Source organism: Nocardia sp. NPDC049737, assembly GCF_040674755.1.
Lineage (GTDB): Bacteria > Actinomycetota > Actinomycetes > Mycobacteriales > Mycobacteriaceae > Nocardia.
This window is the reverse complement of sequence record NZ_JBFANH010000020.1, coordinates 88757-102591: the sequence shown is the minus strand read 5'-3', so window position 1 is coordinate 102591 and position 13835 is coordinate 88757. Positions and strand designations below refer to the sequence as shown.

The following is a 13835-nucleotide window of genomic DNA, read 5'->3' as shown; positions in this document are numbered from 1 at the left end:
TAGCAATGGTTAGTCCTAAAAGACAACTAATTAATTCAGTTGAAGAATCGACTGATATGCTGTAGCACATGACTATTGCCCCGGAGCAGCGCGCTAAGCGCAGCTACCACGACGCCTGCGGTGCCGCCCGCGCGCTCGACCTCGTCGGCGAGCGCTGGACCCTGCTGGTGGTGCGCGAACTACTCCTGGGCCCCAAACGCTTCACCGATCTGCGCGCCGGACTGCCCGGCATCAGTCCCAATGTGCTCTCCCAGCGCCTCGAGGAACTCGTCCAGATCGGCGTCGTACACAAACGCAAGCTCCCGCCACCGGTCGCCGCCGCCGTCTACGACCTCACCGACTGGGGTCGCGAACTCGACGATGTGATCGTCGCACTCAACCGCTGGGGCGCTCGCACCCCCAACAGCTACAGCTGCTCCGATATGTCGACCGATTCGCTGATGGTGACCCTGCGCACCTTCTTCCAGCCCGAGCAGGCGGCGGGTGTGCACGCCGACTACGACCTCTACTTCACCGGATCCGATTCCGGCACAGACGAATTCCACGCCGTGGTGTCCGACGGCACCATCACCATCAGCCGCGGCGCCTCCGGCACCGGCGCCACCACCATCCACACCACCGTCGCGGCCTTCATCGCCGTCGCCATCCACGGCCGGCCGCTGGCAGACAGCTTGGCATCGGGCGAGACCGAGATCAGCGGTGACAGCGCGGCCGTTGCGAAGTTCGTGAGCTTCTTCGAACTCCCACCGGAGTGCACCGCGACTCCACGCGGGTGAAAAGGCTGGGCGAAGCTACAGCCGTTCGATGTCGGTCAGATCAATATCGATATCGAACGGCACACTGAGCTTCAGTTGCTCATGATGAATGCCGGTGAGCGCGTACACCTTAGTGGCCGGGTCGAGCTCGTACACATAAACGACCGGTCGCCCGTCGACATTCTCAACGCGCCAGAAGTGTGTAATGCCCGCCTGGGCGTACAACTGCGGCTTGCGTTCCCGATCGCGGCTGCGTGATTCAGGCGAGACAACTTCCACGGCGAGAACAACATCGTCGGCCTGATATGTCGTGAGCTCTAAGCCTCCGTCACGGTCTGCGTGAACCACAACGATGTCTGGCTCCGGACGTTGGTTACGCCCCAACGTCACCGTCATTTCCCGCCGAATACGCAAGTGACTGGGCACCAGACGATGCAAGGCGATATCGAGCAAGGTGATGACCAGCACATGAAACTTCGCCTGCGGGCTCACGAAGACAAGACTCCCGTCGATCAACTCGGTATGCGGAGGCAGGTCGGGCAGGCGGTCCAGGTCCTCGGCGACAAAACCGCCCGGCGGCGGGCGCAGCCACTGCGGAAACGGTTCGACGGTCATGACTTCGAGTATGGCACCCATACGTCGCTTACTCCCCCTAGTACGAATGAACGCCGATCGTACGGCAGAGTGGGCGAGGTGCAGTTGATATTCGTTCGTCATGCTCAGCCATTGCGGGTGCAAGGCTCCGGTGGACCGGCCGATCCCGGGTTGGCGCCGGTCGGCCTAGAGCAGGCCGAACGAGTGCCAGCGGCATTGAGTCAGCATCGGATCAGCCGGATCGTGAGCAGCCCGCAGCGGCGGGCGCGGGAGACGGCCGAGCCGACGGCGGCGAAGCTGGGGCTAGCGGTGGATGTGGTCGACGATCTGGCCGAATACGATCGCGACCTGCCCGCCTACATTCCGATCGAGGATGCCAAGGTCGAATTCGCGGCCGTCTACGAGCGGATCAAGTCCGGGCATCTGCCCGAGCAGATCGACGGGCCCGCCTTCATCACGCGGGTGCGCGAGGCCATCACCTCGATCGCCGCGCACACCGATCCCGCGGATACGGTGCTCGTCTTCGCGCACGGCGGGGTGATCAATGTGATCCTGCAGGATGTGCTCGGCCTGGCCAGACCGCTGACCTTCCCGATCGACTACTGCTCGATCACCCGAATCCTGTTCTCCCGCAGCGGACGCCGCACCGCGGCCACCATCAACGAGAACGGCCATGTCTGGGATCTGTTGCCACGCAACATCTCACAGCAATCCTGACGGCTATTCACAGACTTCGGCTTCACAGCCGACTGCCAGACAGATCCCACCCCAATCCCAGTGACGGAGCCTTGTATTGGTCCGGTGAGCCGCCGCAGCGACTACTGACAGGTCGCTCGGAACAACCAGCGACTCACAGTCCGAGGAAAGGAATCCGTTTTGCTCTCCAAGACATCGACCTCCTTCAGGCGGAGCTTCGCTCGAATTGCGATCGCAGGCGCGCTGGCCGCGGTTCCGCTCAGCGCGCTCGCGGTCACCGCATCCGCGGCCACGGCCGATTCGTCCGTGCCGACGGTTCAGGCGGCATCGGATCAGATTCCGTTGCAAGGCGCCGATATCGACCGCCACCACCATGGTGACTGGGACGGACCGCGCGGCGACCATGACGATCGCGGCCCCGGCGATTGGCGCCATGGCCCCGGCGATCAAAACAACGGTCCCTGGCAGCCCGGCCAGCCGCCGATCCTGCCGCCGACCGGTTCGGCTGGCTAGTCTGCCCAGAACCGTTGGACAAAGCGAAGGCCACCCCTCCAGACCGGAAGGGTGGCCTTCGCTTTTGCCTTGGGAACTACCGCCCTGGGATCAGGCCATGCCCGCGATCCAGTTGTGCATCCAGGAGATAGCGTTCTGCCCGCCACCCACCGGGTAGCTGCCGTAGAGCGTATGCGCGTGCGAGTCGTAGAAGCGCTCCAGATCCTTCGCCCGCTGCTGGTTGGCGGATTCGGTGAGCTGCGACTGCAGCGTCGGGATGCCGCCGAGGTTCATCAGGTCGTTCATGATCGTGCCCGCCTCGAGCTGGTAGCGCCAGAGGTTGGCCGGATTCGCCTCGGAGGTCTGCGCGAGGAAGCCGGCGAACCGGGTCACGAAATCGTCGGGGGCGGTGGCGCAGTAGAGATCGTCGAGCGCGCAGATGGTGCGGGTGCGATCGCTGAGCCAGCCGAAGCCGCCGACCCGAGCGCCACCGGCGCCCGCGCCCGGCGCGACCGGTCCGACCTGGATGTCGGTGGGCGAGCGACGCGGATCGGAGATCAGGCCGACACCCGCGATCCGGTCCGCCGGAATCGAGCTCAAGCCGGTGCCGATTTCGGCGGCGAGGTCGCCCGCCGCATCCGCGCCCTGGCTGTAGCCGACGATCGCGATCTTGGTGCCGCCACAGCTCTGTGCCATCTCGGTGGCCAGGCCACGGGCGCGATCGGTCGCTTCCTTCTTCGACGCGCCGTAGACATCGCCTTCCCACGGGAAGGCGGTCGCGGCATAGGTCACGTAGTCGACGTCGACCGACCGGGGCAGATTGTTCGTGACACCGGACAGCATGCCGGGCTGTGGCGTCTTGTCCTTTCCGGTCTCCCAAGTACCCGGAATCGCAACCACATAGAGGCTCGGGCAGCCCGGATCGGCCGTTACCGAACCGCTACCAAGGACTACGCCGGATGCTACAGCCGCGCACGCACCGAGTGCGGCGGTCACCTTCTTCAACCGCATACTGCTCCAGTTCAAAACATCGCCCCTTGCGAGAGCAAGCTTCCGACAGTTGTTTACCAACCGTGCTGACCTCGGCGGATGTCGGTCCAGTGCATCTGGGTCGACGCGAGCAACCCACCGGTATGACATGCACGTAGCGACCGCATCCCAAGATCACGCACCACGCCGCTGATCACAATAAGGCAACACCGCAACCAGCGCCATTCGAACCCCGTGAGCGTGTCCGATTCCCGTCACCGCTTACGACGAAAACGGTTCCGCTCGGCGCCCTTCCGTGGGTTCCACCAAGTTCGAATACGTGCGAAGGGCGAATGCGCGGCACAAAAAAGGCGCCTGCGGACCGAAATCCACAGGCGCCCTTCCGCTCCGGTAAGAGAGGGTCTAGCGTTGCGCGACCGCCGTCGGCGGGATCGGCGCGGGTAGCGCGGTCTCGCCTTCGAGGAACTTGTCGACCGCCGACGCGGCGGCGCGGCCCTCGGCGATGGCCCAGACGATCAGCGACTGGCCGCGGCCCATATCACCGGCGACGAAGACGCCCGGGATATTGGTCGCCCAGTTCTTATCGCGCTGGACATTGCCGCGCTGGTCGTAGCCGACACCGAGACCTTCGAGCAGGCCCGGCTTCTCGGGTCCGGTGAAGCCCATGGCGAGCAGCACCAGATCGGCCTCGAGAGTGAAGTCGGTGCCCTCGACCTTCTCGAAGCGGCCGTTGACCATCTTGACCTCGTGCGCCTCGAGCGCGGTGACCTTGCCGTCCTTGCCGACGAAACGCTCGGTGTTGACCGAGAACACGCGTTCGCCGCCCTCCTCATGCGCCGAGGAGACCCGGTACATGAGCGGGTAGGTCGGCCACGGGGTTGAGGAGGCGCGCTCCTCCGGCGGCCGCGGCATGATCTCGAACTGGTGGATGCTGGCCGCGCCCTGGCGATGCGAGGTGCCGAGGCAGTCCGCGCCAGTGTCACCGCCACCGATGATGACGACCTTCTTGTCCTTCGCATGGATCGGCGGCAGGCCGTTCTCGTCGGTGACATCGTCGCCGAGCTGTACCCGGTTGGACCACGGCAGGAATTCCATCGCCTGGTGGATGCCGTCCAGATCCCGGCCCGGGATCGGCAGGTCACGCGCCAGGGTGGCGCCACCGGCCAGCACGATCGCGTCGAACCGCTCGCGCAGCTGCGCGGCGGTGATATCGACACCGACGTTCACTCCGGTCTTGAAGATGGTGCCCTCGGCCTCCATCTGCGCGAGACGGCGGTCGATGAAGCGCTTCTCCATCTTGAACTCCGGGATGCCGTAGCGCAGCAGACCACCGATGCGGTCGGCGCGCTCGAAGACGGTCACGGTGTGACCGGCCCTGGTCAGCTGCTGCGCGGCGGCCAACCCGGCCGGGCCGGAGCCGACCACGGCGACCTTCTTGCCGGTGAGGCGGGTCGGGTAGACAGGGGTCACCCAGCCCTCGTCGAAGGCGTTCTCGATGAGCTCGACCTCGACCTGCTTGATCGTCACCGGATCCTGGTTGATGCCGAGGACACAGGACGCCTCGCACGGTGCCGGGCAAAGCCGACCGGTGAACTCCGGGAAGTTGTTGGTCGCGTGCAGCCGGTCGATGCCCTCACGCCACTGGCCCTTGTGAACCAGGTCGTTCCACTCCGGGATGAGGTTGCCCAGCGGACAACCGTTGTGACAGAACGGAATACCGCAGTCCATACAACGGCTGGCCTGGGTCTGCAGGGTCTGGTGCGAGAAATCCTGCTCGTAGACCTCTTTCCAGTCCATCAGGCGCAGCGGAACCGGACGACGCGTCGGCAGTTCCCGTTTGGTGTGCTTCAGAAATCCTTGCGGGTCAGCCACGTGCCGCCCCCGAATAGTCACAGCGCCTCGTCGACATTTTTAGAACTTTCTGGTCAGCCACGTGCCGCCTCCATAATCGCCTCGTCGACATCCGTGCCGTTCTTCTCGGCTTCGGAAATCGCGAGCAAAACCTTCTTGTATTCGCGCGGCATAACCTTCACGAAGTGGTTCACCTGCTGGGACCAGTCGCTCAGGATGCGTTCGGCGACAGCCGAACCCGTCTGATCGCGGTGCTGGGTGATGATGTCGCGCAGCCAGGTGAAGTCGTCACCGGCGAGCTGCTCGACCGCGTCGGCCTGCTCCGGGTTGAGCTTTGCCTCGAAGGTGCCGTTCGGGTTGTAGACGAAGGCGACACCGCCGGACATACCGGCACCGAAGTTGCGGCCGGTCTCACCGAGGATGACCACCCGACCGCCGGTCATGTACTCACAGCCGTGGTCACCGACGCCCTCGACCACCGCGGTGGCGCCGGAGTTGCGCACGGCGAACCGCTCGCCGACCACACCGTTGATGAAGGCCTGGCCGCTGGTGGCGCCGAACAGGATCACGTTGCCCGCGATGATGTTCTGCTCGGCGACGAATTCGGCCGGCGCGTTCAGCGACGGCCGCACGATGATGTGGCCACCGGAAAGACCCTTGCCCACATAGTCGTTCGCGTCACCCTGCACCCGCAGCGTGATGCCCGCGGGCACGAACGCGCCGAAGCTGTTGCCCGCCGAACCGGTGAAGGTGATGTCGATGGTGTCGTCGGGCAGGCCCGCGCCACCGTAGAGCTTGGTCACCTCGTGGCCGAGCATGGTGCCGACGGTGCGGTTCACGTTCGTGATCTTGGTCTCGAACTTCACCGCCTGACCGCGCTCGAGCGCATCGGCGCTCTGCGCGATCAACTGCACGTCCAACGCTCGGTCCAGACCGTGGTCCTGGGTCTTGGTGCGGTACCGGTCCTGGCGCATGAATGCCGTCTCGACATCGTCGAGGATCGGCGACAGATCCAGCTTGCTGGCCTTCCAATGCGCCTTGGCCTGGGCGGTGTCGAGCATATCGACCCGGCCGATGGCCTCATCCAGGGTGCGGAAGCCCAACTCCGCCAACAGTTCCCGGACCTCTTCGGCGATGAACAGCATGAAGTTCTCGACGAATTCCGGCTTGCCGGTGAAGCGTTCGCGCAGCACCGGATTCTGCGTCGCGACACCGACGGGGCAGGTGTCGAGGTGACAGACCCGCATCATGATGCAGCCCGAAACGACTAGAGGCGCGGTGGCGAAACCGAATTCCTCGGCGCCGAGCAGTGCGGCGATCACCACGTCGCGGCCGGTCTTCATCTGGCCGTCGACCTGCACGACGATGCGATCGCGAAGTCCGTTGAGCAGCAACGTCTGCTGGGTTTCGGCAAGACCGAGCTCCCAGGGACCACCCGCATGCTTGAGCGAGGTCAGCGGCGAGGCGCCGGTACCGCCGTCATGGCCGGAGATCAGCACCACGTCCGCATGCGCCTTCGACACACCGGCGGCAACCGTGCCGACACCGGGCTCCGCAACAAGTTTCACGTGAATCCGCGCCTGCGGGTTCGCGTTCTTCAGGTCGTGGATCAGCTGCGCCAGATCCTCGATCGAGTAGATGTCGTGATGCGGCGGCGGCGAGATCAGGCCGACGCCCGGCGTCGAGTGCCGCACCTCGGCCACCCACGGGTACACCTTGTGCGCGGGCAGCTGACCGCCCTCACCGGGCTTGGCGCCCTGGGCCATCTTGATCTGGATATCGGTGCAGTTGGTCAGGTAGTGCGCGGTGACACCGAAGCGACCCGAGGCGACCTGCTTGATCGCCGAACGCCGCCAGTCACCGTTCTCCTCGACCTCGAAGCGGGCCGGATGTTCGCCGCCCTCACCGGAATTCGAGCGACCGCCGAGGCGGTTCATCGCGATCGCGAGAGTCTCGTGCGCCTCGGAGGAGATGGAGCCGTAGCTCATCGCGCCGGTGGAGAAACGCTTGACGATGGCGCTGGCCGGTTCGACCTCGTCGATCGAAATCGGCTTGCGCTCACCGGTCTTGAACTTGAACAGACCGCGCAGCGAGGCCAGCCGCTCGGACTGATCGTCGACCAGCTTGGTGTACTCCTTGAAGATCGAGTACTGACCGCTGCGGGTGGCGTGCTGCAGCTTGAAGACGGTGTCCGGGTTGAACAGGTGGTATTCACCCTCGCGCCGCCACTGGTATTCACCGCCCACCTCGAGTTCGCGGTGCGCGCGCTCGTTACGGTTCTCCAGGAACGCCACGGTGTGTCGGGCCGCCACATCGGCGGCGATCTCGTCCAGACCGATGCCGTCCAGGTGGGAACGCAGACCGGTGAAGTACTCGTCCACCAACTCCTGCGACAGGCCGATGACCTGGAACAGCTGCGCTCCGGTGTAGGAGGCGATGGTGGAGATGCCCATCTTGGACATCACCTTCAGCACACCCTTGCTCGCGGCCTTGTTGTAGTTCGCGACCGCCTTGCGGTAGTCGGCGGGCAGATCGCCGGTGCTGCCGGGCATCTGGAGCCCGCCACGCTCGAGCAGGTCCTCGATGGTCTCGAAGGCCATGTACGGGTTGATCGCGGCCGCGCCGAAGCCGACCAGCATGGCCATGTGGTGCACCTCGCGGGCGTCACCGGCCTCGACGACCAGGCCGACCATGGTGCGGGTGCGCTCGCGCACCAGGTGGTGGTGCACCGACGCGGTCAGCAGCAGCGACGGAATCGGCGCCAGCTTCTCATTGGACTCGCGGTCGGACAGCACGATGATCCGCGCGCCGCCCTCGATGGCGGCCGAGACCTGGGTGTTGATGGCCTCGAGCGCCTTGCGCAGGCCCTTGCCACCCTTCTTCACCGGATACAGACCGTGCACAACCACCGAGCGCAGCTCCGGATGCGAGCCGTCGTCGTTGATGTGGATGAGCTTGGCCAGCTCGTCGTTGTCCAGGATCGGCTGCGGGATGGTGATCTGGTGGCAGGACTCCGGTCCCGGATGCAGCAGATCGGCCTCCGGACCCAGAGCCCGCCGCAGGCTGGTCACCACTTCTTCGCGGATCGCGTCCAGCGGCGGGTTGGTCACCTGCGCGAAGAGCTGGGAGAAGTAGTCGAAAAGCAGTCGAGGGCGCGAGGACAGCACCGCGATCGGGGTGTCGGTGCCCATCGAGCCGAGCGCCTCACCGCCGGTCTTGGCCATCGGCGAGATCAGCAGGTTCAGCTCTTCATTGGTGTATCCGAAGATCTGCTGCCGGATCAGTACGCGGTCGTGGGACATGTGCTCATGCGGACGATCGGGCAGATCGGCAAGCTTGGTGACACCGGCGTCGAGCCAGTCCTGGTAGGGGTGCTCGCCGGCGAGCTGGCTCTTGAGCTCATCGTCGCCGACGATGCGGCCCTGCGAGGTGTCGACCAGGAACATGCGGCCCGGCTGCAGCCGGACCTTCTTGACCACCTTGGCCGGATCGATGTCGAGCACCCCGACCTCGGAGGCCATGACGACCAGACCGTCATCGGTGACCCAGATGCGGCTGGGGCGCAGGCCGTTGCGGTCGAGGACGGCGCCGACCACGGTGCCGTCGGAGAAGCACACCGATGCCGGGCCGTCCCACGGCTCCATCAGCATCGAGTGGTAGCGGTAGAACGCCCGCCGCTGCGGGTCCATGTTCTCGTTGCGTTCCCAGGCCTCGGGAATCATCATCAGCACCGCGTGGGGCAAGCTGCGGCCGCCGAGATGCAGCAGTTCCAGCACCTCGTCGAAGCGCGCGGTATCGCTCGCCCCCGGGGTACAGACGGGGAAGATCTTCTGCAGGCGGTTGTTGCCCGCCTCGTCGATGCCGAAAACATCCGAACGCAGTAGCGCCTCGCGGGCGCGCATCCAGTTCTCGTTACCGGTGACGGTGTTGATCTCACCGTTGTGCGCGACCCGGCGGAACGGATGCGCCAGCGGCCACGACGGGAAGGTGTTGGTGGAGAACCGGGAGTGCACGATGCCGAGCGCGGACTCCATCCGGCCGTCCTGCAGGTCCAGGTAGAACGCGCGCAGCTGCGGCGTGGTGAACATGCCCTTGTAGACGAAGGTCTGACCGGACAGGCTCGGGAAGTACACCGATTCCTTGCCGACCGCGCCCTCACCCGCGCCGGCTTTGCCCAGTTCGTGCTCGACGCGCTTGCGCACGACGTAGGCCCGACGTTCCAGATCCATGCCCGAGAGCGGTTCGGCCGAACCCTTCGGCGAGCCGATGAAGACCTGCCGGAATGTCGGCATGGCGTCGCGGGCCAGCGCACCCAGGGTGGACTCATCGGTGGGCACTTCGCGCCAGCCGAGCACGGCCAGGCCCTCGGATTCGACGATCCGCTCCAGGCCGTAGGCGGCCTTGGTCGCCTCGCGGCGGGCCTGCGGCAGGAAGGCGATACCGGTGGCGTAGGAACCCTCCGGCGGCAACTCGAAATCGACCACGGCACGGAAGAACCGGTCCGGAATCTGGATCAGGATGCCGGCGCCGTCACCACTATTGGGTTCGGCACCTGCGGCACCGCGGTGCTCCAGGTTCAACAGAGCCGTAATAGCCTTGTCGACGATGTCGCGGCTGCGGCGGCCGTGCATGTCGACGACGAATGCGACACCGCAGGCGTCGTGCTCGTTCGCCGGGTCATAGAGCCCGATGGGTCCGGGGGACCTGTGGCCAGGAAGTTGCGTCATGCCTCTGCCTTCAAGAAAGTCGGCCTCGATGAATCGGCCTATGGGAAAGGGGCCTTTCGTCGATTGCCTCCGTCAAGACTGCGCCTGTACGTTGCGAAACCAGCCGCGCTGATGGTCTTCTTCGTGCAGTCACGTCTCCAGTTGTCCACCCGCTGCGATGACGTAGGGGTGCTCGTCGGTAACGGAACGCTTACGTGTTCCTTACCTCCGCACGGGTGCGCGCCCGCTACGCTTGGGCACCGGATTTCCGAGCCCGAGCGGGCGCTATTGCCGAACATTGTTGTGTTCGGCGTAAGAGCAAACGATAAGTCAGGTCCGGGGCCCAACCAACTTAGGTCGTGCTAATAACCGGGTCTAGCTGGGCTTCTTCAATCGGTCCTCCACGTGTGCGCGTCGTCCAGTGTAAAGCAGCGAACGCAGTGCGATCGATCCCCTTGGCACCGGGTGCCAACCAGCGAGAACGGGCGCCCAGGACCCGCACAACGGCGCACCTCGCACCCAGAGAACCGGCGCTCACCTGCATCGAAGTGGATTTCCCCTGCTTCAGTCGAGGCAAACCCGATTCGCTGTGGCTAACCGGTCAGCGGGCTGGATGAGAGATTTCTGACAGGGGTGTGACAAGCACACAACCCGATCCGACCGTCCGGACTCTTTTGCTCGATGTGGGATTCAGCACATCTCCAGCAATCTGATTCGAGTGGTTTACGACACATTTACACCGGGCGACACGCGGTGCCTGAAAACATGGCTCGCGGCACATACATCTAGGAACCGCATAGCGCGGCGGCGGCGCGGACCAGCGCCGCCTGATGCAGCGCATCGCGGTCGGCGGCGAGCACTCCGAAAACGGGCGGTACCAGGCGCTCGGTACAGGTCGGTCCGGTGAGCTCGGCACGCCGCAGAGCGAGTTGGTCGACGATTTCCACATTCACCCGGTCGATCACCGGGCGCACGGACGCCAGATCGGGCGGCGCGCTCGGGACCGCGGCCGGATCGAAGCGCCAGCGGGTGACCAGGCCGCGCTGCACGATTTTGTTGGCCTCGATCTGGCCGTAGAACACCTGGTGGATCCAGCTTTCCGGGAGACCCCGATCGGCGCCGAGGCGCGCCATCGCGTCGTAGACCTGCGCTTCGCGGACCGGATCGTCGATGGATGGTTCGCCCCCGTTCTGCGTGGCGGTCGCCCATTTGGCCGCGGCGACGGCGTCGGCGGTATCCAGGCGTTCGGTCACCAACGCGACGATGCGGTCCAAGGCCGGATCGTTGTCGAGTGTTTGCGCACGGCTATCGGGGGCGGCCAGCAACAGGGTCGCCGCCACACACACCAAAACCCTTGCCGAGCCTCGGAAAAGCATTCGCAACACCTCGTTCAGGTCCGGTCATTCATGCCAGATTAAGGGTGAGCGGGGGCACAAGTCCGGCGGCGTTGGCGAACGCTGTGAGCCTGACCACATCCCCGGCTCCGTGCTCGGTGTGTCGCGGTCGCGCCTGTCACGCTGTGACAACGAATCTGTGACAGTTTCGGCGAGTTCTTTCGAGCGACCTGCAAGCAGTCGCTAGCGGGCAGCCACTTTGACTTGGGATGTAGAGGATGTGGGATCCCATGACAATTACCGGCTTGTTCACCTGGCTCGGCGGGGGTCTCGGGCGCGAGCAGGGTGGGACCGAACTCTATTACCCGCATGAGCGGGCGGATTATGCCGTGACCGGCACCGTTGTACTGCTGTTCGCGGCGGTGGCCGGGATCGTCGGCACGGTCGCCCTTGCCACGGCCGATGCCATGCCGCTGTTCGCGGTCGCGTTCGTCGCGTTGGTCATCGCGCTGCTGGCCGGCGCGGTGGCCCGCGCCTTGGCGACCGCACGCCCCGCCGGTGGGCCGGATCGTCGCGGTCTCGTCGGACGGATCGCGGTCGCGATGCTCGCCGGGGTACTGGTCGCGGAGCTCGCTTCGACGGTGCTCTTCGGCGGCACCATAGATCGGCTGCTCGATGAAAAAGCGCAGCGTGCGGTCGATTCCGCACCCGCCGTGAGCACCGTGCGAACCGAGCTCGAGCGTGCGAAGGCCGATCGCGCCGCACTGGATCAGTCGATTACCAAGGCGCAGGCCGATATCGACCACGCGCTGGTGATCGCGCGCTGCGAATACAACCCGACGCCGGAGTGCCCGCAGACCAGGATCACCGGAGTGCCCGGTCGCGGCCCCGAATCGCAGACCGCCAATGCGATGCTCGATGACGCGCGCAAGCAGTTGGTCGCGGCGCAGGACCGGGTGGCCGGACTGGATCAACGAGTCACCGATGACCAGAAGGCCCTCGACACAGCCGGTTCCGCCGCGTTCACCGCAGCCGATCGCGGCCTCGGGGCGCGCTGGCTGGCCATGAACGACTACACCACCGGCAGCGCGGGCGCATTTCTGCTCCGGGTGCTGACCATCGGCACCTTCGTACTGCTCGCGCTGCTGCCGCTGACCCTGCGGTGGTGGCGCGGTGAGACCTCACTCGATCGGAGACTGGCCTTCCACACCGTGCAAGATCGCGCCGAACGCAGCGCCGATGCCGCCATCGCGGTGAAACGCGCCGAGGTGCGGACCGAGGCCGAAAATCTGCGCGCCGAACAACTATTGACCGCCGCCCGACTGGCCGTCGAGGCCGATACCGCCATCGATCGGGAGCGTCAGCGCACCCGGATCATCGCCGCCATCGGCGGGTTGGAAATCGGCGTGACCGAACCGGGGCGAGGTGAACTTCCAGCCGGTACGGCTGGAGATCGAGAGGACAGCACCGTGTCTCATGAGGTGACCCCCAATCTTCCGGCCACCGTGAGTGCGGGTGCGCTCGCACCGACCGGCGGTGCAGGCGCGGTGGTGCCGCATACCGCCTCGGCCGCACCCAAGGGCGGCGGCCTGGAACTTCCGCTGATCGGCACCGTGCCGTTCTCCGATACCGCGGCCCGCTTCATCCGCCCGCTGGTACCCGCCTTCGTCGCCAATGCGATCGACACCGCGACCCACCCCCTGCGCACCGCCCGCCAGGCCTTCGAAGAGGTCGAGGAAATCACCTTCACCCTGCGCCGCACCCGCAAAGTGACCGTGGACTCCCAGGACTCACACGCCCAGGCCATGACCCAGCCCCCGCACCCCGGCTACCAATTGCCCGGCACCCCCGACTCCTGGCACGCCCAGCGCGTCGCGGCCACCGTCGTCGACGCGGACTACACCCAGGACCCCCGCTACTCGGCCCTCCCCCCGGCCACCGCACCCCAAGGCTATGGCCTGCCCCAAGCCGTGCAGCGCGACGAGCTCTCGGCCCACCACCGCAACGAACTCCCCAACCACCGCGGCCCACGCGAACTACCACCCGCCAACTAGCCGATCGCACCATCCGGCGGGCCGATTCGTGCGGCCTACGGATTGCACCAGCCACGGCGCGACGCCCCCGGATCAGCCGCCGTGACTGGTGCACCCGAATAGCTCGGCGCGCGGGACGTGGAGCCCCCCTGCTGGCCGAAGTCACTCCGAAGGCGGAGGGAACTGTCCCGTCAACTGACCGGCGGCCGCACGATGCGGGCGACACGATGGCCACCCCTGGTGCATCGCGGCATTATTCGGCGTCCGCGGGGTGGTGCCCTCCTAGGCGATTCACTCCGCGGCCCGAAGACTGCAGCCCGCCGACTGACCGGCACGATCCAGCCGCCGATGCCGCCTGACAGATCGCACCATCCGAGACCCGAC

General features: G+C 65.7%; 9 protein-coding genes. 4 read left to right on the top strand and 5 right to left on the bottom strand.

Translation table 11 applies throughout. The annotated features are described in order from the left end of the window. The first annotated feature begins 68 nt into the window (after positions 1-68). Positions 69-776: a helix-turn-helix domain-containing protein gene (locus AB0J47_RS25750; protein ID WP_364350922.1), complete on the top strand. Its 708-nt coding sequence runs from the start codon at positions 69-71 to the stop codon at positions 774-776. 15 nt (positions 777-791) lie between these two features. On the opposite strand, the gene AB0J47_RS25745 is transcribed toward AB0J47_RS25750, so the two are convergent. Next, a complete protein-coding gene (locus AB0J47_RS25745) occupies positions 792-1370 on the bottom strand; it encodes a Uma2 family endonuclease (RefSeq protein WP_364350918.1) in 579 nt (192 codons plus the stop codon). Positions 1371-1448: 78 nt separating this feature from the next. Between AB0J47_RS25745 and AB0J47_RS25740 the strand changes: the two genes are divergently transcribed. Both AB0J47_RS25740 and AB0J47_RS25735 read left to right on the top strand, forming a co-directional pair. Continuing rightward, on the top strand, positions 1449-2066 hold the full coding sequence (locus AB0J47_RS25740; protein WP_364350915.1) for a histidine phosphatase family protein: 618 nt from the start codon (positions 1449-1451) through the stop codon (positions 2064-2066). Positions 2067-2225: 159 nt separating this feature from the next. Next, positions 2226-2558 (top strand): hypothetical protein, encoded by a 333-nt coding sequence (locus AB0J47_RS25735; RefSeq protein WP_364350912.1) that lies wholly within the window; start codon positions 2226-2228, stop codon positions 2556-2558. Positions 2559-2648: 90 nt separating this feature from the next. Here AB0J47_RS25735 and AB0J47_RS25730 read toward each other — a convergent pair whose 3' ends face one another. The 4 genes from AB0J47_RS25730 to aroQ all read right to left on the bottom strand — a co-directional run bounded on the left by AB0J47_RS25730 (position 2649) and on the right by aroQ (position 11460). Then, the gene (locus AB0J47_RS25730; protein ID WP_364350909.1) at positions 2649-3548 is read right to left on the bottom strand and encodes a cutinase family protein; all 900 of its coding nucleotides are present in this window, start codon (positions 3546-3548) and stop codon (positions 2649-2651) included. Positions 3549-3929: 381 nt separating this feature from the next. After that, positions 3930-5399: a glutamate synthase subunit beta gene (locus AB0J47_RS25725; RefSeq protein WP_364350906.1), complete on the bottom strand. Its 1470-nt coding sequence runs from the start codon at positions 5397-5399 to the stop codon at positions 3930-3932. A 53-nt stretch (positions 5400-5452) separates the two neighbouring features. Beyond that, positions 5453-10105, bottom strand: coding sequence for a glutamate synthase large subunit (gene gltB, locus AB0J47_RS25720; protein WP_364350903.1), 4653 nt, complete (start codon positions 10103-10105; stop codon positions 5453-5455). 764 nt (positions 10106-10869) lie between these two features. Further along, entirely contained in the window at positions 10870-11460 is a 591-nt protein-coding gene (gene aroQ, locus AB0J47_RS25715) for a gamma subclass chorismate mutase AroQ (RefSeq protein ID WP_364350900.1), read from the bottom strand. Positions 11461-11708: 248 nt separating this feature from the next. Between aroQ and AB0J47_RS25710 the strand changes: the two genes are divergently transcribed. Continuing rightward, positions 11709-13472, top strand: coding sequence for a DUF4407 domain-containing protein (locus AB0J47_RS25710; RefSeq protein ID WP_364350897.1), 1764 nt, complete (start codon positions 11709-11711; stop codon positions 13470-13472). The last annotated feature ends 363 nt before the right edge of the window (positions 13473-13835 follow it).